At 62.4% G+C, this 26,366-nt stretch carries 22 protein-coding genes; 9 read left to right on the top strand and 13 right to left on the bottom strand.

The genetic code is table 11. The annotated features are described in order from the left end of the window. Positions 1-57: 57 nt before the first annotated feature. The 4 genes from lon to M1R55_RS06870 form a co-directional block, all read right to left on the bottom strand. Positions 58-2,490, bottom strand: coding sequence for an endopeptidase La (lon, locus tag M1R55_RS06885; protein ID WP_249393939.1), 2,433 nt, complete (start codon positions 2,488-2,490; stop codon positions 58-60). Between the two features lie 190 nt (positions 2,491-2,680). Continuing rightward, positions 2,681-3,925, bottom strand: a complete 1,245-nt coding sequence (clpX, locus tag M1R55_RS06880) for an ATP-dependent Clp protease ATP-binding subunit ClpX (protein ID WP_249393938.1) — start codon at positions 3,923-3,925, stop codon at positions 2,681-2,683. After that, positions 3,922-4,533 (bottom strand): ATP-dependent Clp protease proteolytic subunit, encoded by a 612-nt coding sequence (gene clpP / locus M1R55_RS06875; protein WP_157451025.1) that lies wholly within the window; start codon positions 4,531-4,533, stop codon positions 3,922-3,924. The genes clpX and clpP overlap by 4 nt, the downstream gene beginning before the upstream one ends. 385 nt (positions 4,534-4,918) lie before the next feature. Continuing rightward, on the bottom strand, positions 4,919-6,520 hold the full coding sequence (locus tag M1R55_RS06870; RefSeq protein WP_240740835.1) for a ribonuclease J: 1,602 nt from the start codon (positions 6,518-6,520) through the stop codon (positions 4,919-4,921). A 544-nt stretch (positions 6,521-7,064) separates the two neighbouring features. On the opposite strand from M1R55_RS06870, the gene M1R55_RS06865 reads away from it, so the two are divergent. The 3 genes from M1R55_RS06865 (at position 7,065) to M1R55_RS06855 (ending at position 10,657) form a co-directional block, all read left to right on the top strand. Next, on the top strand, positions 7,065-7,751 hold the full coding sequence (locus M1R55_RS06865) for a response regulator transcription factor (RefSeq protein ID WP_371827170.1): 687 nt from the start codon (positions 7,065-7,067) through the stop codon (positions 7,749-7,751). A gap of 66 nt (positions 7,752-7,817) precedes the next feature. Next, positions 7,818-10,190, top strand: a complete 2,373-nt coding sequence (locus M1R55_RS06860; RefSeq protein ID WP_249393937.1) for a PAS domain-containing sensor histidine kinase — start codon at positions 7,818-7,820, stop codon at positions 10,188-10,190. Between the two features lie 8 nt (positions 10,191-10,198). Beyond that, positions 10,199-10,657, top strand: coding sequence for a response regulator (locus tag M1R55_RS06855; RefSeq protein ID WP_249393936.1), 459 nt, complete (start codon positions 10,199-10,201; stop codon positions 10,655-10,657). A 452-nt stretch (positions 10,658-11,109) separates the two neighbouring features. On the opposite strand, the gene M1R55_RS06850 is transcribed toward M1R55_RS06855, so the two are convergent. Both M1R55_RS06850 and M1R55_RS06845 read right to left on the bottom strand, forming a co-directional pair. Further along, positions 11,110-11,538 carry a hypothetical protein gene (locus M1R55_RS06850; RefSeq protein WP_249393935.1) on the bottom strand — a complete coding sequence of 143 codons (429 nt, stop codon included), beginning with the start codon at positions 11,536-11,538 and terminating at the stop codon, positions 11,110-11,112. Between the two features lie 451 nt (positions 11,539-11,989). Beyond that, positions 11,990-12,544, bottom strand: a complete 555-nt coding sequence (locus M1R55_RS06845) for an HD domain-containing protein (RefSeq protein ID WP_249393934.1) — start codon at positions 12,542-12,544, stop codon at positions 11,990-11,992. Positions 12,545-12,735: 191 nt separating this feature from the next. Between M1R55_RS06845 and M1R55_RS06840 the strand changes: the two genes are divergently transcribed. After that, on the top strand, positions 12,736-13,962 hold the full coding sequence (locus M1R55_RS06840) for a DUF418 domain-containing protein (protein ID WP_249393933.1): 1,227 nt from the start codon (positions 12,736-12,738) through the stop codon (positions 13,960-13,962). Between the two features lie 134 nt (positions 13,963-14,096). After that, on the top strand, positions 14,097-14,831 hold the full coding sequence (locus M1R55_RS06835; RefSeq protein ID WP_249393932.1) for a YebC/PmpR family DNA-binding transcriptional regulator: 735 nt from the start codon (positions 14,097-14,099) through the stop codon (positions 14,829-14,831). Positions 14,832-14,913: 82 nt separating this feature from the next. On the opposite strand, the gene M1R55_RS06830 is transcribed toward M1R55_RS06835, so the two are convergent. Continuing rightward, complete coding sequence (locus M1R55_RS06830) at positions 14,914-16,413, bottom strand: amidohydrolase (protein WP_249393931.1); 1,500 nt, start codon at positions 16,411-16,413, stop codon at positions 14,914-14,916. A gap of 216 nt (positions 16,414-16,629) precedes the next feature. On the opposite strand from M1R55_RS06830, the gene M1R55_RS06825 reads away from it, so the two are divergent. After that, entirely contained in the window at positions 16,630-17,664 is a 1,035-nt protein-coding gene (locus M1R55_RS06825; RefSeq protein WP_249393930.1) for a response regulator, read from the top strand. A 130-nt stretch (positions 17,665-17,794) separates the two neighbouring features. Beyond that, positions 17,795-20,500 (top strand): alanine--tRNA ligase, encoded by a 2,706-nt coding sequence (alaS, locus tag M1R55_RS06820; protein ID WP_249393929.1) that lies wholly within the window; start codon positions 17,795-17,797, stop codon positions 20,498-20,500. Between the two features lie 53 nt (positions 20,501-20,553). Here alaS and M1R55_RS06815 read toward each other — a convergent pair whose 3' ends face one another. The 3 genes from M1R55_RS06815 to M1R55_RS06805 are packed head-to-tail and all read right to left on the bottom strand — an operon-like array spanning position 20,554 to position 21,754. Continuing rightward, positions 20,554-21,093: a hypothetical protein gene (locus M1R55_RS06815; protein ID WP_249393928.1), complete on the bottom strand. Its 540-nt coding sequence runs from the start codon at positions 21,091-21,093 to the stop codon at positions 20,554-20,556. Beyond that, the gene (locus M1R55_RS06810; protein ID WP_249393927.1) at positions 21,090-21,458 is read right to left on the bottom strand and encodes an MmcQ/YjbR family DNA-binding protein; all 369 of its coding nucleotides are present in this window, start codon (positions 21,456-21,458) and stop codon (positions 21,090-21,092) included. The genes M1R55_RS06815 and M1R55_RS06810 overlap by 4 nt, the downstream gene beginning before the upstream one ends. A gap of 26 nt (positions 21,459-21,484) precedes the next feature. Beyond that, positions 21,485-21,754 carry a hypothetical protein gene (locus M1R55_RS06805; RefSeq protein WP_249393926.1) on the bottom strand — a complete coding sequence of 90 codons (270 nt, stop codon included), beginning with the start codon at positions 21,752-21,754 and terminating at the stop codon, positions 21,485-21,487. A gap of 71 nt (positions 21,755-21,825) precedes the next feature. On the opposite strand from M1R55_RS06805, the gene M1R55_RS06800 reads away from it, so the two are divergent. Beyond that, positions 21,826-22,791, top strand: a complete 966-nt coding sequence (locus M1R55_RS06800; RefSeq protein WP_249393925.1) for a metallophosphoesterase — start codon at positions 21,826-21,828, stop codon at positions 22,789-22,791. Between the two features lie 19 nt (positions 22,792-22,810). On the opposite strand, the gene M1R55_RS06795 is transcribed toward M1R55_RS06800, so the two are convergent. Continuing rightward, a complete protein-coding gene (locus M1R55_RS06795; protein ID WP_249393924.1) occupies positions 22,811-24,208 on the bottom strand; it encodes a dienelactone hydrolase in 1,398 nt (465 codons plus the stop codon). Positions 24,209-24,482: 274 nt separating this feature from the next. After that, positions 24,483-25,355: a sulfurtransferase gene (locus M1R55_RS06790; protein WP_249393923.1), complete on the bottom strand. Its 873-nt coding sequence runs from the start codon at positions 25,353-25,355 to the stop codon at positions 24,483-24,485. 157 nt (positions 25,356-25,512) lie between these two features. Between M1R55_RS06790 and M1R55_RS06785 the strand changes: the two genes are divergently transcribed. Beyond that, positions 25,513-25,971 (top strand): SufE family protein, encoded by a 459-nt coding sequence (locus M1R55_RS06785; protein ID WP_249393922.1) that lies wholly within the window; start codon positions 25,513-25,515, stop codon positions 25,969-25,971. A 29-nt stretch (positions 25,972-26,000) separates the two neighbouring features. On the opposite strand, the gene M1R55_RS06780 is transcribed toward M1R55_RS06785, so the two are convergent. Continuing rightward, entirely contained in the window at positions 26,001-26,357 is a 357-nt protein-coding gene (locus M1R55_RS06780) for a DUF2089 domain-containing protein (RefSeq protein ID WP_249393921.1), read from the bottom strand. Positions 26,358-26,366: the final 9 nt, after the last annotated feature.

Raw genomic sequence — 26,366 nt, 5'->3', positions numbered from 1 at the left:
GAATGCCCCACCCATCTTCCGGGTGGGGCATTCTTGTTGCTCTATTCCAGCCTGCGCTTATGCGCCAGGTTGGGTCACGCTCTGGCCTTTGGAAGGCGGAATAGTGGGCTGCACAGCGGGCGCGGGCAGCAGCAGCAGCTCCAGCACCTGGCCCACGCGCTCTACGGTATGGATCCGCAGGTCGGCGCGGATGCTGTCGGGCACGTCCTGAAGGTTCGGCTCGTTGTCCTTGGGCACGATCACTTCACGGATGCCGCTCTGGTGCGCAGCCAGCAGCTTCTCTTTCAGGCCGCCGATGGGCAGCACCCGTCCGCGCAGGCTGATTTCTCCGGTCATGGCGACATCGAGGCGCACAGGGCGGCCCGTGATGGCGCTGATGACGGCGGTGGAAATCGTGATTCCGGCGCTGGGGCCGTCCTTAGGCGTGCCGCCGTCAGGGAAGTGAACATGTAAGTCCATGTTCTTGTGGAAATCGGGGTCTGCGCCGTACTCGGCAGCGTGGGCACGCAGGTAGGCCACCGCCGCGCTCACACTCTCCTTCATCACGTCGCCCAGGCTGCCGGTCATGGTGATTTTGCCACTGCCGGGAGTGGCGAGGGCTTCCACGACCAACATCGTGCCGCCCACGCTCGTCCAGGCCAGACCCTGTGCCACGCCCACTTGCGGCTCTTTTTCCATCTTGTCGGGGCGGTGCAGGGGCACGCCGAGGTAGTCGGAGATGTCGGCAGCGTCGATCACGCGCAGGCCTTCCCAGGGTTGCTCCAGCAGGGTGCGGGCGGCTTTGCGGGCCAGCTTGCTGATCTGACGGTCGAGGTTGCGCACGCCACTCTCGGCGGTGTATTCCTCCACGATCCGGTTCAGGGCCGCGTCGGTAATTTGCAGCCTGTCGGTCAGGCCGTGCGACTTGATCTGGCGGGGCACGCGGTAACGCTTGGCGATCTGCACTTTTTCGGGCTGCGTGTAGCCGGGAATCTGAATGACTTCCATGCGGTCAAGCAGCGGGCGCGGGATGGTTTGCAGGCTGTTGGCCGTGGTAATGAACATGACCTGCGACAGGTCGTAGGGCACTTCGAGGTAGTGATCCTGGAAGGTGTGGTTCTGCTCGGGATCCAGGACTTCCAGCATGGCGCTGCTGGGATCGCCGCGCCAGTCGCTGCTCATCTTGTCGATTTCGTCGAGCAGGATCACGGGGTTTGCCACGCCCGCCGTCTTCATGCCCTGAATGATGCGTCCGGGCATACTGCCGATGTAGGTGCGGCGGTGGCCGCGAATTTCGGCTTCGTCACGTACGCCGCCCAATGCCATCCGCACGAATTTACGGTTCAGGCTGCGGGCCACGCTTTTGCCGAGGCTGGTTTTACCGACACCGGGAGGGCCGACAAGGCACAGAATAGGCGCACGCAGTTCGGCGTCGTCAATTCGTTCTTCGGCCGTGCGCTCCTGCTGCTGCTCGGCAGTTTCGCCGGGCTTGTGCGTCAGCTGGCGCACAGCGAGGAATTCCAGGATGCGGTCTTTCACGTCACCGAGGGCGTAGTGGTCAGCATCCAGAATGTCGCGGGTGCGGCCAATATCCAGAATCTCTTCGTCGCGCTTGCTCCACGGCACATCGATCAGCCAGTCGATGTAGTTGCGAACGACGGTACTTTCGGGGCTGCCGCCGGGCGTGCGCTCCAGCCTCAGCAACTCCTTCAGTGCCTTGTCTTTCACCGTTTCGGGCATGCCCGCCGCTTCAATCTTCTCGCGCAGGGCTTCGACCTCAGCGGGGCTGTCCTCGCCGCCGCCGAGTTCCTTGCCGATGGCCTTCATCTGCTCGCGCAGGTAGTACTCGCGCTGGTTGGCGTCCATCTGCTCTTTCACTCGGCCCGCGATCTTCTTGTCCATATTGAAGCGTTCGGTGTCGCGGCCCAGGAACTTCAGAACGGATTCCAGGCGCGGGCGAACAGCGGTTGCACCCAACACTTCCTGCTTCTCTTCGGGCGTCCAGGTGGCGTGGTGGGCCACCTGATCGGCCAACGCGCCGGCATCGGTCAGGGCTTTCAGGCCCTCCAGTTGGTAGTTATCAAGGCGCAGATTCTTGTTCTGGCGCTGGTACTCCTCAAACGCCGACTTGACCTCCGCCATGATGACCTGCACTTCACGGCTGTCATCGGCGGCCACAACCTGGGTTTCGGCCCGCACGCGCATATAGGCGGAAGGCACTTCACCGGTCACCAGGGCGCGTTCCTGCGCTTCCACCAAGACCTGATAGGTATTGTCGGGCATCCGCACAACCTGCTTGACCACGGCCAGCACGCCCATGTCGTACAACTCGGCACGGGTAGGATCGTCGGTGCGGGCTTCGCGCTGGGTCAGCAGCAGCACGCGGCGGTCAGAGGCCTGCGCCTCGTCTACGGCACGTTTGCTTTTGGGGCGGCCCACATCCACATTCATGGTAACGCCGGGCAGAATCACGATATTTCTCAGGGCGACAACGGGAAGTTCCCAGATCATACTTACTCCTTGAAAACTGGCCTCATTGGAAACCAATCCGGAGAGTGCACCGGAGGTCGAGAGGGGAAGAGTCTAATACGGGGAGTCTGACCGGAACCATACTTGGTGCCGGAGAACTACAGAACACCCCGCCCACGATGTCCCGAAGAATACGGGCATGGGCGAGGCGGCGCTGTAATCTCTATTGCGTTTAGGCAGACTTCTTGAGTCCCTTAGACTCAAGCAAGGTCATGGGGTCGTCAATGTGCGTGGCATCGAACCGCAGGTCAGTCAGGCCCTCGGTGGGCAATTCGAACAGCAGATCGGTCATGGCTTTTTCCAACACGGCACGCAGGCCACGCGCTCCGGTCTTGCGCTCTTTGGCACGGTGGGCCACTTCGCGCAGGGCGGCTTCGGTAAAGCTCAGATCCACGTCCTGAAAGCCGAACAGGGCCTGATACTGCTGCACGATCGCGCCCTGAGGCTCGGTCAGGATGCGAACCAAGGCTTCTTCGTCGAGGTCTTGAAGTTGCACGACCAACGGCAGGCGGCCCACGAACTCTGGAATCAGGCCAAACTTCACCAAGTCTTCGGGGAGGAAGCGCAGCTCATGGGTTTCTTCGCCCTTATGTTCTGCGCCGAAGCCCACGGCCCGCACGTTGGTTCGGCTGCGGGCAATGTCGGCCATGCTCTCGAAAGCTCCGCCCACGATAAACAGGATGTTTTTGGTGTTGACCTGCACCAATTCCTGCTGCGGGTGCTTGCGTCCACCCTGCGGCGGAACCTGTGCAATCGTGCCTTCAATAATTTTGAGGAGGGCCTGCTGCACGCCTTCGCCCGACACGTCGCGGGTAATGGAAGTACCTTCCGATTTGCGGGCGATCTTGTCGATTTCGTCGATGTAGATGATGCCGCGCTCGGCAGAGGCCACGTCGTATTCGGCAGCTTGCAGCAGGCGCACGATCACGTTTTCCACGTCGTCGCCCACGTATCCGGCTTCGGTGAGGGTGGTGGCGTCGGCAATGGCAAACGGCACTTCCAGCATCTCGGCCAAAGACTGGGCCAGCAGCGTTTTACCCGTACCAGTGGGGCCGATCAGCAGGATGTTGCTCTTTTGCAGGTTCACATCCGGATGGGCAAGGCGCTGGTAATGGCTGACCACGGCCACCGCGAGGGCTTTTTTGGCCTCATCCTGCCCAATCACGAATTCATCGAGGTAGGCCTTGATTTCGCGGGGCGTGGGCAGTTCGTCGAGGCTGAACTCGCTTCCGCCCTTCTTGTTCTGCTTGACCAGTTCGTGTGCCCGCTCGGTGCACTCGTTGCAAATGAACGCGGCGCGACCCGGAGCCTCGATCAATTGGGCAATCTGCGGGTGCTGACGCCCACAAAACGAGCAGCGATCCCCGCTGGTGGGGCCAGAACCCGCCGTATTGCCTGTCCCTGTGCGTCCGGTCATTGTACATCTCCAACTTGCCGCGTCTGCTCGATCACCGTGTCGATCAGGCCGTATTTCAGGGCCTCTTCGGGCGACATGAAGTAGTCGCGCTCCATGTCACGCATCAATTTCTCGTGGGGCAGGTCGGTGTGACGGTGGTAAATGCTGACCAGTTTGTCGCGCAGATGCAGCACTTCTTTGGCCTGCACTTCCAGGTCAGGGGTGTTGCCCCGGAAGCCCGCTGACCCCTGATGAATCATGATGCGGCTGTTGGGCAGGGCCATGCGCTTGCCTTTGTCGCCGCCCATCAGCAGGACGCTGCCCATGCTCATGGCGATGCCCACACAGATGGTGCTCACGGGAGCCTTGATGTAGCGCATGGTGTCGTAGATCGCCAGACCCGCGTACACCTCGCCGCCGGGACAGTTGATGTACATCTGAATCTCTTGCTCAGGGTTCTGCGAATCGAGGAGAAGCAGCTGAGCCACGATGGAATTTGCCATCTGCGACTCGATGGGGGTGCCCACGAAAATAATCCGGTCTTTGAGCAAACGGGAGTAAATGTCGTAACTCCGCTCGCCACGCCCGGTCTGTTCAATCACATACGGAATCACGCTCATGGGGCGCATTATCGCACGGGTTCGGGGAAGGAACGTGGGCAAAATGGGGGTTAAGACCGGGCGTGTCAGATGGGGGTCGGCTGCGGGGAGGGTGATGGGTAGTGGAGTGACGGGGGGCTGGGTCTAAGGGTCGAAGGGGCCAAGAAAGGGCAATTGCTGGCGCTCACTCACCCCTCCTCCCTCCCTTCGGGCTGTGCCAGTCAAGGGGGAGGGAGCAACACCATAGCTTTTAGCCCTTGTCTGTTGCCCTCACCCCTTGCGGAACTCGCAGTGCAGCGTTCCTGCCCCGCCCCACACCACCAGCAAAGCAAAAGGCCCAAGCAAAGGCATTCCCGCCCTTCCTTAGACCCTTTGACCCTAGACCCTTAGACTGTTGCGCCTAGACGCCCAACACTCAATCCACGATCATCGGAATAAGCACGGGATTACGCCCCGTCACCTTCCGCACAAAGCGCCGGACTGCGCCGTACATATCGTCGCGCACGTCTTCGAGGCGCTTTTTCTCGCGCATGCCTTCTTCTATGGCTTCAAGGGCCACGCGGCGAATCTGGTTGTCGAGTTCCCGGTTGGCCCGCACGAAGCCGCGCGATACGATTTCGACGTGTGGCACGGGGTGCAGCACCGCCGTCATGATCAGAATGCCTTCCTGACTCATGTTCACGCGGTCGAGCAGCACATCGTCGCCGATGTCGCCCACGCCGAGGCCATCTACGTACACGGCTCCGGCGGGCACAGTGCCGCTGACTTTGAATTCGTCTGGGCCCAGGCGCACCACGTCACCGTTTTTGGCGATCAGGGTGCGCTTGGGCGGGCGCGGCAAGGTCTGGGCCAGGCGGGCGTGGTTGATCTGGTGGCGGGGCTCGCCGTGCCAGGGCAGGAAGTATTTGGGGCGGGCCAGATTCAGCACCTGCGCCAACTCTTCCTGACTGCCGTGACCCGACGCGTGCACCTTGTGGTTGGGCGGGTAGTACACGTCCACGCCGATTTCGTACAGCCTGTTGATGACGAGGTTCACGGCCTCTTCGTTGCCGGGAATCGGGTTGCTGCTGAGGATCACGCTGTCGCCGCGCCGGAGCGCAATCTTGGCGTGCGTGCCGAAGGCGAGGCGCGACAGCACGCTCATGGGCTGGCCCTGCGATCCGGTACACACGAACAGCACTTGCTGGTCTTGCAGGCCGCCCACTTCTTCACTGGTCAGAAAGGGGTCGGGGGCCGTCATGTAGCCGAGCGTGCTGGCGACCTGCGCGTACTTCAGCATCGAGCGGCCTTCCATGACCACGCGGCGGCTCTGGCGGTGGGCCATATTTAGGATGTTCTGAATGCGGTGCACCTGCGAAGCGAAGGTGGTCAGGAACACGCGGCCCTTGCACCCGGCGATCACTTCTTCGAGGGCGCGGGACACGTCGGCTTCACTGGACGTGCGGCCCTGACGCTCGGCGTTGGTGGAGTCGCTGATCAGCAGCAGCACGCCGTCTTTGCCCGCCTGCTCTATCCGGGGCAAATCGCTGAGCAGGCCGTCGCTGGGGTGCTCGTCGAGCTTGAAGTCCCCGGTGTGCAGCACGCGGCCCACGGGCGTGGTCAGGATGTACCCGGCGTTGTCGGGAATGGAGTGGGTCATGCGGATAAATTCGACGTGAAAGTGCGTGCCGATCTGAACCTTGTCGTTCATACCGACTTCGCGCAGGTCGGTTTCTGAGTCCTTGATCCCGAATTCGCTGAGTTTTTCGCGCAGCAGACCCATGGTCAGTCCGCCGCCGTACACCGGCACGCGGGGCAAACGAGGCAAAATGTAGGGCAGGCCACCGATGTGGTCTTCGTGGCCGTGCGTCAAAATCCAGCCCTTGATCATGTGGGCGTTTTGCTGGAGGTAATCGATGCGCGGAATAATCAGGTCGATGCCCATCTGGTGCGAATCGGGGAAGGCGAGGCCTCCATCGACAACCATAATTTCGTCGCCGTAGCGGTAGGCAAAAATGTTCTTGCCGATCTCGCCCATGCCGCCGAGAGGAATGACTTCCAGGTAGGGCGTTTCGGGAGTGGGCGAGACTTGCGCCTCGGAGGACAGGTCGGTGTCTGTGGTGTTCATGTGGACTCCAATGGCCTCAAAAGAGAAGGAGTAGGCCATGTTGTGAATGGTGCAGCGGCGCATGGGGCGCAGCCCTAAAATTGCGGCGGTGTTGATCTTGCAGTGTTGGTGCAGCAGTGTTGAACCAGCAAGGGTGATACAGAAGGCTTGCAAATTGTGTCGCTCGGTCACAACAACAGACCAGAACGCGGTTCCCTTAACCTAGCACATGGCTGCTGGGGGTGTCCGGTCGATTCTTGACGCTGCCCCTAGACTCCGGTTCTGCTGTTTTAATCAAAGACGAGCGGTTCCGCAAAAAATGAGTTTTTTAAGAAATTTCGGCCTGTTGTCAGGCCAACCGTCCTGATGTCCTGAGGCGCGATCCAGACTGCATTAACCTCGACCGCAACTTTTATACTGTGTGACAAAGTCTTCATTTCATTGCACCAGACGCATCTCGCATGAATATAAGTTCATGAAGTCGTATCATGGGGGCGTGAGCGTACAACGGATTCTGGTGGTCGAGGACGACCTCGACATTGCAAATGTCCTGCGAATGGACTTAACCGACGCGGGCTACGGCGTCGATCACGCAGATTCGGCCATGAACGGCCTGATCCGTGCCCGCGAGGATCACCCCGACCTGATCTTGCTGGACCTGGGTCTGCCCGATTTCGACGGCGGCGATGTGGTTCAGCGCCTCCGCAAAAACAGCGCCGTGCCCATTATTGTTCTCACGGCCCGCGATACCGTGGACGAGAAAGTGCGGCTGCTGGGGCTCGGAGCCGACGATTACCTGATCAAGCCCTTTCACCCCGACGAATTGCTGGCCCGCGTGAAGGTGCAACTGCGCCAGCGCACCAGCGAGAGCTTGAGCATGGGCGACCTGACCCTCGATCCCCAGAAGCGCCTCGTGACCTACAAGGCCGAAGAACTGCGCCTGTCGCCCAAAGAGTTCGACATTCTGGCGCTGCTGATCCGTCAGCCGGGCCGGGTGTACTCTCGCCACGAGATTGGACAAGAAATCTGGCAAGGCCGCCTGCCCGAAGGCAGCAACGTCGTAGACGTGCATATGGCGAACCTGCGGGCCAAACTGCGTGACCTCGACGGTTACGGGCTGCTGAGAACCGTGCGCGGCGTTGGGTACGCCCTGCGCGGCTAAACTTCTCTGGATGGGAGCGGCCAGATGACAGCAGACCGGGCACAGGGTAAGGGCGAGGCGGCAGCAATGACTGATGCTGTAAACACCGACGCTGTGAGCGTGGCCCCGGCCTGGTCTGACGTACCCGCTGGGGGGTTGTTGGCTGCCCTACCCGATCCGGTGCTGCTGCTACATTCAGGCGGCACACTGCCCAATGCGGCGGCTGAGGCATTGTTTGGCCCACAGCTTGGCCTGCACGCCGAATTCTCAGACTGGATTTCTCTTGTCGATAAAACCGCTGCTCTCGCCGACGCCTTGCCCCGCGCACAGGCGGGCGAAACGATTGCCCTGCCGCTGACCATCAAGGGTGCGGCGTTTACGGCAACGCTCTCCCCTACTGGCCTCGCTTCAGAACTCTGCCCCGAAGACGGCGGCGTGCTGCTGCACTTGCGGGCCACTGTGCCCAATCCTCCTGTGCCCAATCCTTTGGACGCGTCTCTCAATTTGCTGGACAACCTGAATCTGGGCCTGACGGTGCAAGATCGTCAGGCCCGGATTTTGCATGCCAATACTGCGGCGCAAACAATTCTGGGCCTCACGCTGGATCAATTGACGGGCCGCGACTCGCTTGACCCGCGCTGGCAGGCGGTACATCCTGACGGCTCGCCTTTTCCGGGCCATACCCACCCCAGTATTCGCAGCCTGGAAACCGGAGAAATCCTGCGCGACGTGCCGATGGGGGTATTTACGCCCGCCACCGTCCAGCGCGAATCAGAGGAGTGGCGCTGGCTGAGCATTACGGCGCTTCCGCAGGGGCCGAGTGCGTGGCTACCGGAGGGCGGTGTGCTGACCGTATTTAGTGACGCTACCGCCGCCCAGCGCACGCGGGGGCAGCTCCACGGCACCGAGGCCCGCTTCCGGTCGCTGGTGGAGGCCACCTCGCAAATCGTGTGGGTGTCGGCTCCCGACGGCATGCTGCACCCGCCTCAGCCTGACTGGACGGCATTTACCGGGCAAACCGACGCGGAACTGGCTGGAACTGGCTGGATGAACGCCCTGCACCCCGACGATATCGTTCCTTCGGGTGAGGTGTGGGGCGAGGCGCTGATGCGGCAGGGGCTGTATGAAAACGAGTACCGGGTGCGCCGCAAAGACGGCGTGTATGTGACCATGCAGGCCCGCGCCATTCCAGTCAAAAATGCAGACGGCACGTTGCGTGAATGGGTCGGCACCAGTTCGGATATCAGTGCGGTGCGGGCCGCCGAAGCACGCCTGCGCGACCTGAACGCCACTCTGGAAGCCCGCGTGCAGGAGCGCACCGACGAACTGGCCCAAATTACGCGCTTTGCCACGCTGCTGCTGAGCGCGGCGGGCGAGGGCATTTTGGGACTAGATGTGAGCGGGCGCAATACTTTTGCCAACCCGGAGGCGGCCCGGATTTTGGGCTATGGCCGCGAACGCCTGATCGGAGCCGACCAGCACACCCTGCTTCACCATCATCACGCCGACGGCACGCCGCACGACCCATCGCAGTGCCCCATTCAGCAGACCATTCAGGATGGTCAAACCCGGCGCGTAGAAGCCGATGTGTTCTGGCACGCGCAGGGACAAGCGGTTCCGGTGGCTTACATCGTGACGCCAACCCAGGACGAAGCGGGAAGCGTGACCGGAGCTGTGGTGATGTTTCAGGACATTACTGAGCGCCAGTCGGCCCGCGCCGCCCTAGAAGACGCGATAGCCGACCTGGAGCGCAGCAACCGCGAGTTGGCCCAGTTTGCCTATGTGGCCAGCCACGACCTTCAGGAGCCGCTGAGAACGGTGGGCAGCTACGCCGAACTGCTCTCGCGCCGTTATCAGGGCCAACTCGACCCGCGTGCCGACCAGTACTTGGTCTTTATGCAAGAAGCAGTGGGCCGGATGCAAAGCCTGATCCGCGACCTCCTCAGCTTTGCCCAGATCGGGCGCAGCGACGCCCTGCCGCGCACTGTTTCGCTGGACGCTGTCCTTCAAGAAGCCGCGCAGAACGTACAAGCGGCGCTGCGAGAGACCGGCGGACACCTCACGTGGGAGACGCCCGGCACTGTGTTGGGACATCCGTCGCTGCTGGTTCAGTTGTTCACCAACCTGATCGGCAACGGCCTGAAATTTCACCGGGAAGGCGTGCCGCCACATGTCCGGGTAATAGCGCGGCCAGAGGGCACTATGCTGCGAATCCAGGTGATAGACAACGGAATAGGAATTGGCACCGAATACCACGAACGAATTTTCGCTATTTTTCAAAGGTTGCACCGGAGGGAGGCTTACCCCGGCACCGGCATGGGCCTCGCCATCTGCCGCAAGATCGCCGAGCATCACGGCGGCACACTGGAAGTCACCTTACCCCCGCCTGACCAATTTGGCAGTATTCTCACTCTCTCCTTCCCCATTCCAACTCCTCCTCAACCGGCATTGCCCCTGTGAGCCAGCCTGTGAATATACCCAACACATTAAATACGCACGTCACCATAGAAATTTTGCTTGTTGAGGACAGCGAACCCGACATCTTGCTGACCCAGGAAGCCTTTGCCGACGCCCGCGTGCCCAACCGCCTGCATGTGGCCCGCGACGGCGTGGACGCGCTAAATTTCTTGCGCCGCGAAGGCATTCATGCCAACGCCCCGCGCCCCGACGTGATTTTGCTGGACATTAATATGCCGCGTAAAAATGGTCTGGAAGTGCTGACCGAAATCAAGGCCGATCCCCTGTTGGGCAGCATTCCGGTGGTCATGCTCACCACCAGTCAGGCCGAGGACGACGTGCGGACTTCCTATGCCCGCCACGCCAGCGGTTACGTGATCAAGCCTGTCGGCTTCGATAATTTTCTGACGGCCATCCGCGCTTTCGAGGACTTCTGGATGACCTTCGTGCGGTTCCCGCCCCGTGCCTAGAGCAGTGGCCTGAATAACAGCGCCACAGAAAGAATGCTGGCGCTTGCATTCTCCCAGCTCCTCCAGAAATTCACGCACTTCATTCGGTCAACAAGCCAATACTGTTGACAGGTGCTTCAAGCAGACTCATTCGGGAACCGACCTGAAAGTGCCCTCGTGTGGGCTTGAAATCCGAGCGGGCTGGCAAGGCTGGGCAGCAGAGCAAGAAGGAAAGGCGAGGGGCTCCGGATTATGCAGGAGTGACCTGCCCCTGCGAGTCCGTTGACGACGATAGAGCCGCAAGTCGTGCTATGTACGGTTGAGGCGCAATGGAGCGTAGTCCGCAGCACGTTCCCAATTCAGCGAAAGACCAAGAGTGTAAAGACCAATTCAGAATGGTGACCGATTCAGAGCAGAAAAAGCCCCCAGCCGAGCAAGCTGGGGGAACCTTTGGGGGGGGGTAAAACGAGAGGTTAGCGGCGGTCAGTCGTGGTGGTCACGGTGGCGGGGCGGTTGCGGCCCAGCAGACCGAACAGGCCCAGCAAGCCCAGCAGACCCCAGGGGAACTCGCGGGTGTCTGCGGTACCGTTGTTGTTGGCGTCCACCACTCCGTCGCCGTTGGGGTCAATGGCTTCGTCGGCTCCGGTGAGGTTCGTGTCTACATTTTCTACAGCTTCGCCCGTGGCAGCAGCGGCGTCATCAACGGCCTCGCCCGTGGCAGCGGCAGCATCGTCTACGGCTTCGCCAGTCTCGGCAGCAGCGTTGTCAATGGCTTCGCCCGTTTCCTCGGCGACTCCTTCGGTGGTCTCGTCCTGCACCTGAATGTATGCAGAGGAAGGAGCGGTGGCGAGGGCAGTAGGGGCGGCAAACAACAGGGCGAGCGTCAACAGAGTTTTGTTCATGGGAGTTCTCCTAGGTCAGCCTCGCCGGGACGGGGCAGTGGGAATGTTCTCCGCCGTGCGGCGTGAGGAATGACCAGAGTGTGCCCTGTCTTGCAAAAGAAACGCTGAGATGAGGGCCAAGCCCGCCTTTAAGTGGCGTTTGTACAATCTGAATGTAGCGTGGCAGCGCCAAAAGACCGGTATTTGAGAAAAATTTGACAGACAAACTCTCGTCTTATCAGATGATTGGCCTGCTCTTCAATTAGGGAGCAATTGGAACGGCGGGACACACCGTTGGTGCCTAAAAAGCTGAGTTGAGAGCCATGGTTTATAGACAACGCCCTGACAGGCAACGCCAGTGCTGAGTACAACAGCAGTCACGACATGTGGAAGGGCATGAGAACACAGACCGCCTATGCCGTCTCACAGAACGGGCATTCTCCATCGGAACATGGGTAGGCCAAGGCTGTGTCTAGCCGGCGGCAGCTTCGGCCTGCGCCATATCCTGCATCGCACTCAGCACGTTTTGCATGTGCTGATCAAGGTCTACACCCAATTCTTCTGCGCCTTGCACCACTTCATCACGGTTCACGCCGCCCGCAAAAGCGCGGTTCTTAAATCGTTTTTTCAGGCTGGGCAATTCCACGCCGCGCACGTCTCGGTCTGGGCGCACCAGTGCAGCGGCCTGCACCAAACCCGTCAATTCGTCTACGGCAAACAGCGTGCGCGACAGCAGCGACGTGCGCGGCGTATTTGTGTAGGCAGCGTGTCCCATGATGGCGTCCAGCACGGCTTCCGGCGTATCGGTATTGGTCTTCAGGTAGTCCACGCCCCACTGCGGGTGGGTCTCTGGGCGCAGTTCGTAGTCGAAGTCGTGCAACAGGCCCGTGACGGCGTACAGGTCTTCGTCTTCGTTCCAGTGGCGTGCATACCAGCGCATGGCGGCTTCCACGTTCAGCATGTGCCGCCGCAACGACTCGGAGGGCGTGTGTTCCTGCATCAGGGCGTAGGCTTGCTCGCGGTTCATGCGGGCAGTGTAGCGGGCGGACAAAGGTGGAGAGGGAAGAATCCGCCTGCATAATTTGACTTACCCTGCATACCGCGCTATTATTTGTTCAGTCAAGTCAATCAAGCCGCCGCCAGAAGGCGGATTTTTTTTTCCTGAATTCCTGTGAATTGCCGGGGGGCGTCTCACGCCAAATGCTCTAGCCTGCGCCCATGACCGCGCTGCCGCCCCAGCCTGATGCCCCGTTAGATCAACTGCCAGATGTGCGGCCCGGAGGCCTACACGGCGCCGCGCTTTCAGAAGCTGAAGCGCCCCCCGAACGCGGCCCGGTGCGCCACCGCTCGCCGCTGCCCGATGTGTTGCGTGGGCTGGCCCTGCTGGGCATCCTGATCGTGAATGTGCAGGACTTCGCCGGGTTCCAGGTCTGGACGCAGGGTGGCCTAGACCGCGTGGTGCAAGTGCTGACCGACATTTTTGCCAACGGACGCTCTATAAGCTTGTTTGCCATGCTGTTCGGCTGGGGTGCGGCGGGGCTGCTGGCGCGGCAGGGTGTGGGCACGTTTTTGCTGAGGCACGCGGTCTTACTGATGCTGGGTACAGTGCACTTCATCTTCATCTGGCACGGCGACATCATTGCCAATTACGCGCTGCTGGCTGCCGCCCTGCTGCTGACGGCGAGGCTGACTGCGCCGACGCTGGTGCTGGTGGCCGGGGCACTGGGGGCGTGGTGGCTGGGGCTGGGCCTGCTGGAGTGGACGGCAGCCACCGTGTCCGAGACGCGTTTGGGGCGATTCGCGAACCTCCAGAACTTTACCCCCGGCATGACCTACCCGGAGGTGTTGGCAGACCGGGCGGGCGATTTCAGTACCAACCTGATCGGCGGGAGCATCTACAACGGGCCCTGGCTGGTGGCGCTGTTTTGCCTGGGAGCCGCCGCGTACCGCACGGGCCTGCTGCTGCGTCCGCACGAGCATCTGCCGCTGCTGCGCCGCCTGACCGTGTGGGGCTGGGGGCTGGGCTTGCCGCTGGGAATCTTGCTGGCGTGGCTGAATACGCGGGGCGACTACGCTTCCGGGCTGCTGGCGATTCCGGTCAGAATGGGCGGTGGGCTGGCGCTGGCGCTGGGGTACGTGGGCATACTGGGCACGTTGGCGGCGCAGGACAGATTGGGCAGATGGAAAGCCTTTGCTGCCAGCGGGCGCGTTGCCATGAGTAACTACATCGCCCAAAGTCTGGTGATGACCGCCGTGTATTATCCCTACGCAGGCGCACAATATGGACAGTGGGGCGCGGCAGCGGCGGTGGGGTTGGCGTTGGTGGTGGGGCTGGCCCAGTTGCCCCTGAGTGCGTGGGTGCTGCGGCGCTGGGGCATGGGGCCACTGGAACGGCTGGTGCGGGCGCTGGTGTACGGGGGGCGTTCGGGGTCAGGAGAAGCTTAGGCACAGAACGCACAGGCAACAGGTAGTGGAGGAACAGGCATTCCAGCCCCTCTTTTGGGCCGCTGCTTTAGAATGAAAAATGTTGTGCGCCTTCCACCTCAAGGAAGGCGCCGAACTTAAGGAGAGACAGAAACATGGCCGGTCACAGCAAATGGTCGCAAATCAAGCGAAAAAAGGGGGCCAACGACAAACGGCGTTCGGCCATGATCAGCAAGCACCTGCGGGCCATCACAGCGGCGGTGCGTTCGGGCGGCAGCGGCGATCCGGCGGGCAACCTCAGCCTGAAAAACTGCATCGCGGCGGCCAAAACCGACACAGTTCCCGTGGACAACATCGAAAGTGCCATCAAGCGGGCGTTGGGCGCGGGCGAGGGCGCAGCGGAGTACAAAGAAGTGAACTATGAGGGCTATGGCCCCGGCGGAACCGCCATTTTCATTGAGGCCCTGACCGACAACGTGAACCGCACGGTGGCCGAAGTCCGCAGCGTGTTTACCAAAAAGGGCGGCAGCATGGGCAACAGCGGCAGCGTGGCCTGGCAATTTGAGAAAAAAGGCGTGCTGCTGGTGCCCGACGCCTCGGAAGCCGCGCAGGAAGCCGCGATAGAACACGGCGCGGAGGACTTTATAGAGAGTGAGGATGGCCTGGAAATTACCGCCGCCCCAGCCGATCTGTACGCTGTGCAGGACGGCCTGACCGCCGCTGGCTTCCCCGTGGAAAGCGCCCAGATGACCATGATTCCCAGCAACACGGTGGCCGTCGCCGGTGACGACGCCCGCAAACTGATGGTGCTGATGGAAGCGTTGGAAGACCTGGACGACGTGCAGAACGTGTATTCCAATGCCGATCTGCCGGAAGACGAGGAAGAGTAGAACCAAAGGTGGGGAGAGGGGGAGCGTGCACAGACAGTTCTTGTACACGCTCCCCCTCTCGTCTTACCTTTAAGCTCCGATTCTAGAAAACCATCGCCCGAGCATTCCCGCCCAGCCTGTCCCACAACGTAAACGCTGCCCGTGCGCCGGGGCGAATGATGCCCTCATCTTCCCAACCTGCGGCCAGCGCCGGGCCGCGTGTATGGGCGTGCAGCACCTCCAGTTCAGTCAGCGCCTCCTGCGGGGCCACGCGGCCACCTTCATCGTCTACCCGGCTGATGGCGGCGGCAAAGTTGGCGCGGTAGTCGGGCGGGGTCACGGGGGCGTCGCTGCCAAAAGCCAGCACTGCTCCGGCATCCCGCAGAGCACGGAAGGCATAGGTTCCCTGCTCCAAGTGCGGCAACAGTTGGCGAATCATGCTGCCGTCGCCCTGAAGGTGCATGGGCTGAACGCTGGCCGTCAGTCCGGCAAACCGGGGAATGTCGGCGGGCCGCAGATGTTGGGCGTGTTCGATTCTGAGGCGTATCCCGCGTGCCTTGGCTGCCTCGCGCAGGCTGTCGTAGGCGTCCAGCACCTCGGTATTGGCCCGGTCTCCAATGGCGTGCGTGACAGGCGTGAGGCCCAGCGCGATGGCCTGGGCGCCCAGTTCGCGGATCAGTTCGGGAGAGTCCAGCGGAATACCGGTGCCGCTGCCATCAGCAAACCCCGGCGCGTGCAGCCAGGCGGTGCGGCTGCCCAGTGCGCCATCGGCAAAAAACTTGACGCCGCCCCACTGAAACAGGCCACCCGGATTGAGCGCGAGGCCCAACTCACGGGCCAGATGCAGGCGCTCGTGCGGCAGGCTGGCCCAGACCCGCAGCGGCAATTCTCCACGTGAGGCGAGGGTTTGCAGGGCGCGGGGCGCTTCGGACGATTCGAAGGCCATCGTGTGGGCGCTGACATAGCCGCGCGAGGCGAGGTCATTGGCTCCAGCACGGGCAGCCGCTAGATACTGCGCCTCACTGGGGGCCGGAATGACGCCCGCGACCAGATCGGTGGCACTTTCCAGCAAGGTACCGAGGGGCCGCACGATTTTTCCGCCCTCTGGATCGGGCGTGGTGTCCGAGATTCCGGCCAACCGCAACGCCAGCGAATTGGCCCACGCCGAATGCAGATCGCGCGAGTACAGCAACACCGGATGGTGTGGGCTGACTTCATCTAGCATGGCGGCGCTGGGGTACTCGTTCAGGCCCAGTTCGTTCATCAGAAAGCCGCCGCCGCGAATCCAGGTGCCGTGGGGTGTGTTCATGGCCCGCTGCGCCACCCGCGCCAACACCTCCGACACGCTGCGTGCGCCGTGCAGCCCCACTTGGGACAGGGAAAAGCCGTAGCCGACGAGGTGGATATGCGCGTCGGCCAGCCCCGGCGTCAGCAGCAGGTCGCGGTGATCGTGACGCTCGGCACGGGGAGCAAGAGCCTGCACTTCCTCGGCAGTGCCTACGGCCAGCACTCGCCCGCCGCCCACCAGCACGGCTCCGGCATGAGGTTGGGCAGGATCGAGCGTGAGGGTACGGGCGAGCAGCAGGTGCAGCGGGGAAGTCATGGCCCCAGCCTAGAACACGGGCGCGGAGACTGTCCGGCGTTTTGCCCCAGGCGATCCTCTGTGGCCAGAGCAGTCCTCCGATTCAATCACGTTGTTCGGACAGAAGAACAGGAAAATGGCACCTATTCTTCTGTCAAATAGTTTAGAAGTGTTAAAAATAATGCATTCGCGGTCACTTGATGGTACAGCCTATCAGCAGCCTGCTAGACTACCGCCATGCCGCGCATCCTTGTCGTGGATGACGACGCCGCCATCCTCAAGCTCATCAGTGTCATCCTGTCCCGTGCTGGGCATGAGGTTCGCACCAGCAACCATCCTGTCGAAGCCCTTGATCTGCTGAAAGTTTTCACGCCTGATCTGGTGATCAGCGATGTGGTCATGCCCTATATGACGGGCCTAGAATTTCTGGAAAAAGTGCGCGACAACGAGCAATTGGGCGCGTTGCCGTTTGTACTGCTGTCCAGCCATGCCGAGCGCGGAGACGTGCGCCGGGGCATGAATCTGGGGGCCGACGATTACCTGCCCAAACCCTTTACCCCGCTTGATCTGACCACCGCCGTGGACGCCCGTTTACGCCGCGCCGGGCTGACCATTCAGGGCGAAAGCGGGATGCTGGCTAAGGGCTTAGGCACGGCCCAGGTGGTCTGGAAGGGCGCGGCGGTGGCGTGGGTGTCGCGCAAGGCGCTGGAACTGTTCTTCTACCTGCTGGAACACAAGGAAGTGACCAGTTGGGAGGCCGCTGAAGCCCTCTGGCCCGAGAAAGACGAGGCCCGCGCCAGCAGTCTGTTTCATACGACCCTGCACCGCCTGCGCCGCAGCCTGAGCAACGAAGCGGTGGTCAGCACCAATCGCCGCTACGCCCTCGCCAGCGATCTGAGTCCTGAATACGACGTGCAGCGTTACGAACTGCTGGCGGGACAGGCCGAAAACGGCAGCCTCGGGCTGGAGGAACTGCGCGAACTGGCGGCCATCTACGGCCACTTTTTGCCCGGAGCCGATAGCCCCTGGGTAGACGATGTGCGCTCCCGGCTGGAGCAAAAGCAGCTGAGCATTCTGGGCCTCGCCGCCCGCGCCGCCACCGAAGCCGGACGCGCCAAAGACGCCGCCATGTTGCACCAACGCGCCCTGGCGATTGACCCCATGAGCGAACTGGATTGGCAGGGCCTGGCCCGCGCTCTGGACACCATTGGCGATCCCCGCGCCCGCCTTGCTGCACAGCGGGAAGCCTGGTGGGCTGTGGACTTGGACTGAGTAGACGAGTCAGATAACGCAGGAACGAGGGGACACTGAAAAGCTGTCCCCTTTTTCTTTGCCCGCCAATCTCTCTCCGTACCCCATCCAGCGGATTCACCCCTTCCCCGCCGCTGATAGACTGCACCCTATGACGGTTCCGCCCACCACTGCCCCAACGACGGCACAGATTCGCGAAAAGTATCTGTCTTTTTTCGAGAGCAAAGGCCACCTGCGCCTGCCCAGCCACAGCCTGATCGCGCCTGATCCCACCACGCTGTTTACGGTGGCAGGCATGCAGCCCTTCAAGCCGCAGTTTATGGGGGCGGCGGCCAAATTCCCCGGCTACGGCGACAACCCCCGCGTGACCACCGCCCAGAAGTGCCTGCGCGTGGGCGACATCGAGAACGTGGGGCGCACACTGCGGCACTGCTCGCTGCTGGAAATGCTGGGCAACTTCAGCTTTGGCGACTACTTCAAGCGGGACGCGCTGACGTGGGCGTGGGAATTCCTGACTTCCCCAGACTGGATGGGGCTAGACAAATCCAAGCTGTACGCGACCATCTACGAGGACGACGAGGAAGCGTTCGGCATCTGGACGAAGGAAATCGGGCTGCCCGCAGACCACCTGCTGCGCTTTGGGGCCGACGAGAATTTCTGGCCCGCCGACGCGCCCGCCAAGGGGCCAAACGGCCCGTGCGGGCCATGCAGCGAGATTTTTTATGACCGGGGGCCAGCCTACGGCGACGACACTTGGGCCGAGTACGCCGACACCCGCGAAAGCGCCCGCTTTCTGGAAATTTGGAACAACGTGTTTCCTCAGTTTGAGCGGCAGGAACCGCAGGCCGACGGTACGCCCACTCTGCTAGACTTGCCCGCCAAAAACATCGATACGGGCATGGGGCTGGAGCGCATCGCCACCGTTGTGCAGGACGTGTTCGACTTCTATTCCAACGATGTGTTTGCGCCGATTATTGCCCGCATTGTGGAACTGAGCGGCAAGCCGTACTTGGGGCCAGAAAGCATCTCTCACCGCGTGGTGGCCGAGCATGTGCGCTCTGTCAGCATGACGTTGGCCGACGGCGTGAGCCTCAGCAATACCGGGCGCGGCTACGTGATTCGCAAGATTCTGCGCCGGGCCAGCCGTCACGCCTACCTGTTAGGCCTGCGCGAACCCGTGCTGCACACACTGGTGCCGCTGGTGGTGGCGAGCATGGGCAGCGGCTACCCCGAATTGGTGACGGAAGAAGCCCGCGTGACGGCAGCGATTCGGGCTGAAGAAGAACGGTTCCTGAAGACGCTGGAAGGCGGGATTCAGCGGCTAGGCGGTTTGCTGGAAGGCATGCAACAGGGCGGCGTCCTGGGCGGCGAGGAAGCCTTTACCCTTTACGACACCTACGGCTTTCCCGTAGACCTGACCAAAGAAATTGCCGAAGAATACGGCGTGAGCGTGGACGAAGCTGGATACGCCGAGAGCTTGGAGCGGGCGCAGATGCTGGCACGGGCAGGCAGCAAGTACGGCAAATCGGAATTGTTTGGCGGGCAAGATACGGTGGGCGACCTGAGCGCCACCGCGTTTGTGGGCTACGACCAGTTGGAAGCCGAGGGGCAAGTGCTGGCCCTGATGACCTCTGAAGGCCGCGTGGACGCGCTGGAAGCAGGCACGGCGGGCACAGTGGTGCTGACGCAGACGCCATTTTATGCCGAGGGCGGCGGCGAGGTGGGCGACACCGGGCGGCTGGAATGGACGGGTGAGGACGGCCTCGCAGGTGCGGGCGTGGTGCGTGATACCCGCAAGACCCCCGGCGGCGTGTTTCTGCATGAGGTGGAGGTGCAGGCCGGAACCCTGACGCCTGACGTGACGGTGCGCGGCGTGGTCGACGGAGCGCGGCAGGCCACCGAGCGCCACCACACGGCCACGCATTTGCTGCACGCGGCTCTGCGTGCCGTGCTGGGCGACGGCGTGCGTCAGGCCGGATCGTTGGTGGCCCCGGATCGTCTGCGCTTCGATTTCTCCCACAGTGCGGCACTGAGCACCGCTGAGATGGCGGAAGTGGAACGATTGGTGAGCCGCTGGATCAGCGCCGACTTTGCCGTGAAGTGGCAGGAAATGCCCATTGCCGAGGCCAAAGCAGCGGGCGCGACGGCCCTCTTTGGCGAGAAGTACGGCGACACCGTGCGCGTGGTCAGCGTGGAAGGCGACGTGACCCTGAACGGCCACACGGTCAGCAGCAAGGAACTCTGCGGCGGCGCACACGTGACCCGCACGGGAGAAATCGGCGCGTTCGTGCTGCTGAGCGATGAAAACGTGGCGGCAGGCGTGCGCCGCATCGAGGCTCTGGCAGGTGAGGCCGCGACTGCGTGGCTACGCGACCGCCTGAACAGTGACGCCCGCCTTGCCGCCAGCCTGAACACCAGCCTGGACGGACTGGAAGTGCGTGTGGCGCAGCTTCAGGCCCAACTGAAGGCCGCCGAGAAGGAAACGGTGCAGGTGCGCCGTCAACTGACCGAGGCGCAGATGAGCGGCGGAAGCAGCGGCGGCACGGCTCCTCTGCGCGAGTTGGGCGGCTTCCGGGTGGCGGCGCTGAAATTGACCGGGATTGCAGGCAACGAACTGCGCGGAGCCGCCGACAAGTTGCTGGACACCAGCGGCGCAGACCTCGTGGTGATCGCCTCTGACGCCGGATTGGTCGTGAAGGCTACCAAAGAGGCCGTAGCGAAAGGCGCACACGCGGGCCAACTGGTGGGCAAACTGGCCGCCGCAGCGGGAGGCAAAGGCGGGGGCCGCCCCGATATGGCGCAGGCGGGGATTCAGAACCCAGACGCGGCACTAGAGGCGTTGGACACAGCGTTCTAAACAAACGATGACTGGAAGCGGGAGCCGGGGCGATTGCTTGCGGCTCCTGTTCTTTATGGCCTCAACACATCCAAGATCAGACTCGTGAATCCCAGCTTGCCCGTGCCCGCTCGCCAAGCCGAGTTTCGGTCATCCAGGTGGCTACAGCGGCCTATCGGTGCGTCGTCCGGGTTCCAGTCGGCACGGTGAAACTGGCCCGCCGCGTCCCACCATTCCAGCGGGCGCACGCGGAATCCGGCAGCCGCGAAGATGGGCGCGAAGGCATCAAGCGTGTACACCACCTGATGATCGGCAGCGGGGCCAGGGCCATTGACAGCCACTATTGCCTGATAAGCCGGATCGGGATGCAGGCCGTCTGGCACAGCTACGCGTAGGAATCCACCGGGCTTGAGATACGCGAAGACCAGCCGCGCCGCCGCTCTGCCCTGCTCAATACTCAAATGTTCCCAGACGTGTTCGCACAGAAACGCCTCGGCCCGCGCATCGCCAAAAAAGCGGGCGAACGTGGCAGGCTCCAGCAGATTCAGTTCGTCCTGCTGGGTAGAACTCCAGCCGTCCCAGTGTTTGTCGCCAGCACCGATGTTGGCCCTCACAGTTCTAGGTCTGCCCGCTGCGCCCGCGTAAAACTGGACAGCACCAGCGCGTGGCTTCCAGCCAACAATTCCTGCACCAACTCGCCCGGCACACGGCCGTCCAGCGTGACCGTGACCCAGTGGCGCTTGTTCAGGTGGTAGCCCGGCACGATCGCAGCGTGGACGGCCCGCAAGGTGTCGCCGTATTCGGGCCGAACCTTCAGCGAAAGCGTCAGCGGATCAGCGTTGATGCCGCTCAGCGCATACATTTTGGCGGCGTCGGGGCGACCCACCTTCCAAACCAGAGTGTCCATTCCAAACGGGAAGGTTTCGGAGGAATGGGGCAGGGCCGCGCACGCCGCACGCAGATCAGAAACAGAACGCATGGGTCAGTTTGGCACGCCCACAGGCCTCAGCTTTCGGTGATCGTATCCAGACCCTCCGCCGTGCCGAGGGCTTCATTGGCTTCGGTCATACTGGCGTCGCCGCCGAGCATGGTGCTGACCTCGCCTGCGCTGAGGCCTTCGGTGCTGGGGGTGGCCATGGGCGGAATGGGGCGCTGGGCAAAGTCGGCGGGAGCGTCGCCCTGCTCGGCAGGCGTGTGTTCAGCACTCGGCTCGGTTCGTACCGACAGCACAGGATTCACGGGCAGGGCGTCGTTGCGGTCATCGTTTCGGGTCATACCCCAGTTTGCGCGGGGCATGTCAGGAGCGTCTGACGGTTGGCTCAAGAAACCATGATCAAGTGGTGTCTATGCGCCGCCTGCTCGTGCCTCTGCTCTTGCCGCTTCTGCTGTCTGGCACGCCTTTGCCGCCCCCCGCCCCCGACCTCCTGCGCGTGGCCGTTCTCAGCGACTTTAACGGCGCTTACGGCAGCCTGACCTATCCGCCCGCCCTCAAGCCCAGCCTCAGCCGCATCATCAACACCTGGAAACCAGACCTAGTGCTGTCGGCGGGCGACCTGATCGCGGGACAGAAAGCCAGCCTGACCGACGCCAACGTGCAGGGCATGTGGGCCACCTTCGAGAAAGAGGTGCGCGGGCCTCTGGCAAAGGTCGGAATCCCGTTCGTGTTCACGCTGGGCAACCACGACGCCAGCCTCGTGCGAGATCGGCGGGAAGCGGCGGCGTACTGGACACGCTTTTTACCTGCCGGAACAGTTGTGGACGCCGCGCAGTATCCCTTCCGCTACAGCCTGACCCGCGCCGACAAGGCCGGACGTACCCTGTTTATAGCCGTGCTGGACGCCAGCGGGCCAAGGGTAGACGCGGCGCAACGGGCCTGGCTGGCCGCGCAACTCGCCACACCACAGGCACAGACGGCGGGCGTGCGATTGGTGGTGGGGCACTTGCCGCTGGCAGGCGTCAGCGAGGGCAAAAACAAACCCGGCGAGGTGATTGCCGAAGCCGCCACCCTGCGCGAGGTGATGGAGCGAGGGCGTGTGCTGGCCTACATCAGCGGGCATCACGCGGCCTACTACCCAGCCAGATTGGGCCGTCTGAATGTGCTGAGCAGCGGAGGCATCGGCGGACGCGATTACGTGGGCTTTCCCGGTACAGCCCGCAGCGTGGTCAGTGTGCTGGAGATCGATTTACAGGCAGCAACCGCCCGCGTCAGCGCCGTGAATGCCGACACCGGCGCGGCGATTGATCACAACAAATTGCCCGCCCGAATCAATGGATTGGGCGGGCCGTTGGTGCGGGTGGAAGAGTTTCGGTGAGGGGGGTGGCTTTTCGCCCTTACTTCGGCATCATCTTGTAAAACTCCATGCCCCGCGCGGTGCGGTTCTGGAATCCGGGCCAGTAGGTGTCGTCGGCTTTGGCCGTGCCATCGGCGTTACGGCTGAATTTGCCGTCGTTGGAGAGGGGCGTGGCGACGTTCAGGTAGGCGGCGGCAGAGGCCATGCCCTTCAGCTTGTTGTCCAGGAAAGCCGTCACGAAATGCTGGTTGATGTTGTTCAGGCGGCCCATGTCCCAGGCGGGTTCGGCGTAGTGCATGTAGTCGTCGAAGCTGTTCAGCGTGGCGGCGGGGGGCGGATTGGGGGCCGAGTTGTGACTGGCATTCTGGTAGACCAGCATGTACCGCTCGGCGTTCACAGCGTTCTCGAACAGGGATTTCACGCCGCCCGTGTAGCCTGCCACATCATCCTTGTCGCCCACGATGAACATGGTGGGCACCTTCAGCGCGGCCAGGCCAGCCTCATCCCAGAAGCCGTATTTGCCGCCAAAATTTACACCGATGGAGCGCACGGCGGCGTCGCTGCCCCAAGGAGCGAAGGCAACCACCGCCTTGATGCGGGGATCGGTGGCGTAGGCTCCGGTCTGGCGGGCGGCCAACGCGCCCCCGGGCACCAGCGGCAGCATCTGCGGGCCAAAGCCTGCGCCCGCCGCGTTCAGAGCGCCGTAACCGCCCATGCTGTATCCCACCAGCCCGGTCTGGTCGGCATTTACCATCCCGCTCAGGCCATTGCCGCTGCCTGCCGCTCCCAGCCGCGCCATTTCATTCAACACAAAAATGTCGTCCAGCGGGCGGTTCAGTAGCGTGCTGGCAAAGGCCACCTTGTCGCCGTGCGTGCTGTCGGTATGGTCTATGGCGGCCACGATGTAGCCCTTGCTCGCCAGATTCTCGGTGAGGTAGGTCATCAGGGAGCGGCTGCCAGGATAGCCGTGAGACACGATGACCAGCGGAAATGGCCCCCCCTGAAGGTTGGCCGCAGCGTTGCGGATGGCGCGTCCGGGCGTGGTGAACGGAGTGTTGGGCCGCTTGGGATCGTTGGGGCCGCTGCCCAGCACATCGGCGTAGGTGGTCGCGCCCACCCCACTCGCGCCCGCCGTGGGATACCAGACTTCCACCGTCAGCGGGCGGTCATAGCGCGGCGTGGCCCCCTCTTTGGGCGCGTTCACGATGTCCAGTTGGCCGGGATTCACCAGCTTCAGCGTTTGCACGCCGACTGCGTAGCTGCCGCGTGCGCTGAGGGTGGGTGCATCGGGGCGCAGGTCGCCGGGAACCGACAGAGGTGGCAACACCGTCATAGACGCTTTTCCCTGAGCCATGCCCGGAGCCAGCAGGCTGCAAGAGGTGAGAGAGCCAGCAGAGAGCAGCGCCGCAAATGTCATAAAGGAGCCAAGTCGTTTCATGGGAAAACCTCCGGGGAAAGGGTGGGCCGCGAACGGGGCCGGGGCAGCAACGCCTGAGCCAGCGCGGTCTGATGGGAACGTCTACGGGAAGACACTGAGAATTGTCTGTTGCGAGGTTCAGCGTAACGTCAAAGGTGAGGTTGGGGAGATAGTTAAAGGTCAGGTTTAGGTGGGAAGACGTCTAAGGGTCAAGGATCTGAGAGAAGAAAGCAGCGAAAAGCCGGAGCAGTTTTCCACCGCTCCGGCCTTCGCTTAATTTCTCCTGCTCAGCGGCTTACGCCTCGCTGTAGGTCTTTTCGATGGGCAGGCCGACGCCGTTGCCCCACTCTGTCCACGAGCCGTCGTAGTTGCGGACGTTGGGGTAGCCCAACAGTTCGCGCAGCACGAACCAACTGTGGCTGGAACGCTCGGCAATGCGGCAGTACGCGATCACGTCTTTGTCGGGCGTCACGCCTTCGCCGCCGTAGAGTGCGGTCAACTCGTCGGCGCTCTTGAAGGTGCCGTCTTCGTTGGTGGCCTTGGCCCAGGGGATGCTGCGTGCGCCGGGAATGTGGCCGCCGCGCAGCACGCCTTCTTGCGGGTAGGCAGGCATGTGCGTGACCTTGCCCGAAAACTCGTCGGGGCTGCGAACGTCTACCAGCGCGCCCGTTCCGGCCTTCACGCTCTCCAGGTGCGCCCGCACTTCATCGCGGTAGGCCCGCAGGCTCTCGTCGCGGGTCAGTTTGGGGTAGGTGGTGGGCGTGACTTCGGTAGCGTCCGTGGTCTGCTCACGGCCTTCTGCAACCCACTTCTGGCGGCCCCCGTTCATCAGCTTCAGGTGCTTCACGCCGCTGTAGCTCAGGAACCAGTAGGCGTAGGAAGCCCACCAGTTACTCTTGTCGCCGTACAGCACGATCTGGTCGTCTTCCTTGATGCCCAGACGGCCCAGCAGCGCCGACACTTCATCGGCGGTAATAAAGTCGCGCTCCACGGGATGCCAGAAGTCGCCCTGCCAGTCCACCTTCACCGCGCCGGGAATATGGCCGGTGTCGTACAGCAAGATGTCTTCGTTCACTTCGATCAGGCGCACGCCGGGAGTATTAAGGTTGGCGGCCACCCAATCGGTGTTAACCAGTACGTCTTTGGCATAGTTCGCTTGCTGGGTCATGGGAGTTCCTCCTAAGGAATGGGGCGCAGGGCTAGAGGGTCTACCTGTCCGGCAGACTGTCGGCCCCATTGTACCGAATGGGCAGATCAGTTGACAAAGTAGGTCAACTGGACAAGCCTTACCATATCCCGCCCAGCCTCAGGGGTACAGTGGCCCCATGACCGCCGACTCTACCCCCCCCACTGCGCCTCTGCCCGAAAAACTCCAAGTCATCGTGGACTTGTTCCGCCGTGCGCCCAAGCCGCTGCGCCTCCAGGCCCTCCTGGAATACAGCCGCAAATTGCCGCCCCTGCCGCAACACTACCTAGACCACCCCGAATTTTTGCAGCCCGTGCCGGAATGCGCCAGCCCATTTTTTCTGGTGACGAAAGAGGTAGACGGCGGCGTGCAAATGTTCTTCAAAGTGCCCGAAGAAGCCCCCACCGTGCGCGGCTACGCAGGTATTCTGAGCGAGGCGCTGAACGGCGAAAGCCCCGAAACCATCCTGAGTGTGCCCGATCAGTTTTATATGGATATGGGCCTGACCGAACTGATTACGCCCATGCGTCTGCGTGGCATGGGCGCCATTCTGATGCGGTTGAAGCGGGATGTGCAGACGCACGCTGAAGGCGCGTAAGGCCAGCGGGGGTCAACCCACGCCATCCCCTATCGCCGCAGCTTCCGTGCCGCCTCATCCGGCGTAATCTCTCCGCGTTCCAGCCGTTCCAGCACTTCCGACTGGGGGTCGGCGGCTTCGGGTTCGTAGCCGATGGCCCGCAGCAGGGTATCAAAACGGGCGCGGACAGTGGGGTAACTTACCCCCAGCACCCGCTCCACTTCCTTCAGGTTGCCGCGTACCCGCACGTACAGGCGCAGGAATTCCAGATTGTCAGGTGTGAGGGTCGCAAATTCGTTGAGGGTAAAATCGCCGCGCACCGTGACGCCGCTGCTGGGAAACCGCAGTTCAGTCACGGTGGGCGCTTCTGTTTCATCGGGGAAAGGGAGGGGCAGGGGGCGGGGCATGGGATTCAC

The organism is Deinococcus sp. QL22 (assembly GCF_023370075.1).
Taxonomy (GTDB): Bacteria; Deinococcota; Deinococci; order Deinococcales; family Deinococcaceae; genus Deinococcus.
The sequence above is the reverse complement of the archived record's forward strand: the minus strand, read 5'-3'. Positions and strand labels throughout refer to the sequence as shown.

Excerpts from the sequence above, each read along its gene's own strand:
- lon (WP_249393939.1), bottom strand. The coding sequence starts at position 2,490 with ATGATCTGGGAACTTCCCGTTGTCGCCCTGAGAAATATCGTGATTCTG.
- clpX (WP_249393938.1), bottom strand. The coding sequence starts at position 3,925 with ATGACCGGACGCACAGGGACAGGCAATACGGCGGGTTCTGGCCCCACC.
- clpP (WP_157451025.1), bottom strand. The coding sequence starts at position 4,533 with ATGCGCCCCATGAGCGTGATTCCGTATGTGATTGAACAGACCGGGCGT.
- M1R55_RS06870 (WP_240740835.1), bottom strand. The coding sequence starts at position 6,520 with ATGGGCGAGATCGGCAAGAACATTTTTGCCTACCGCTACGGCGACGAA.
- M1R55_RS06865 (WP_371827170.1), top strand. The coding sequence starts at position 7,065 with ATGAAGTCGTATCATGGGGGCGTGAGCGTACAACGGATTCTGGTGGTC.
- M1R55_RS06860 (WP_249393937.1), top strand. The coding sequence starts at position 7,818 with ATGACTGATGCTGTAAACACCGACGCTGTGAGCGTGGCCCCGGCCTGG.
- M1R55_RS06850 (WP_249393935.1), bottom strand. The coding sequence starts at position 11,538 with ATGAACAAAACTCTGTTGACGCTCGCCCTGTTGTTTGCCGCCCCTACT.
- M1R55_RS06845 (WP_249393934.1), bottom strand. The coding sequence starts at position 12,544 with ATGAACCGCGAGCAAGCCTACGCCCTGATGCAGGAACACACGCCCTCC.
- M1R55_RS06840 (WP_249393933.1), top strand. The coding sequence starts at position 12,736 with ATGACCGCGCTGCCGCCCCAGCCTGATGCCCCGTTAGATCAACTGCCA.
- M1R55_RS06835 (WP_249393932.1), top strand. The coding sequence starts at position 14,097 with ATGGCCGGTCACAGCAAATGGTCGCAAATCAAGCGAAAAAAGGGGGCC.
- M1R55_RS06830 (WP_249393931.1), bottom strand. The coding sequence starts at position 16,413 with ATGACTTCCCCGCTGCACCTGCTGCTCGCCCGTACCCTCACGCTCGAT.
- M1R55_RS06825 (WP_249393930.1), top strand. The coding sequence starts at position 16,630 with ATGCCGCGCATCCTTGTCGTGGATGACGACGCCGCCATCCTCAAGCTC.
- alaS (WP_249393929.1), top strand. The coding sequence starts at position 17,795 with ATGACGGTTCCGCCCACCACTGCCCCAACGACGGCACAGATTCGCGAA.
- M1R55_RS06810 (WP_249393927.1), bottom strand. The coding sequence starts at position 21,458 with ATGCGTTCTGTTTCTGATCTGCGTGCGGCGTGCGCGGCCCTGCCCCAT.
- M1R55_RS06805 (WP_249393926.1), bottom strand. The coding sequence starts at position 21,754 with ATGACCCGAAACGATGACCGCAACGACGCCCTGCCCGTGAATCCTGTG.
- M1R55_RS06800 (WP_249393925.1), top strand. The coding sequence starts at position 21,826 with ATGCGCCGCCTGCTCGTGCCTCTGCTCTTGCCGCTTCTGCTGTCTGGC.
- M1R55_RS06795 (WP_249393924.1), bottom strand. The coding sequence starts at position 24,208 with ATGAAACGACTTGGCTCCTTTATGACATTTGCGGCGCTGCTCTCTGCT.
- M1R55_RS06790 (WP_249393923.1), bottom strand. The coding sequence starts at position 25,355 with ATGACCCAGCAAGCGAACTATGCCAAAGACGTACTGGTTAACACCGAT.
- M1R55_RS06785 (WP_249393922.1), top strand. The coding sequence starts at position 25,513 with ATGACCGCCGACTCTACCCCCCCCACTGCGCCTCTGCCCGAAAAACTC.
- M1R55_RS06780 (WP_249393921.1), bottom strand. The coding sequence starts at position 26,357 with ATGCCCCGCCCCCTGCCCCTCCCTTTCCCCGATGAAACAGAAGCGCCC.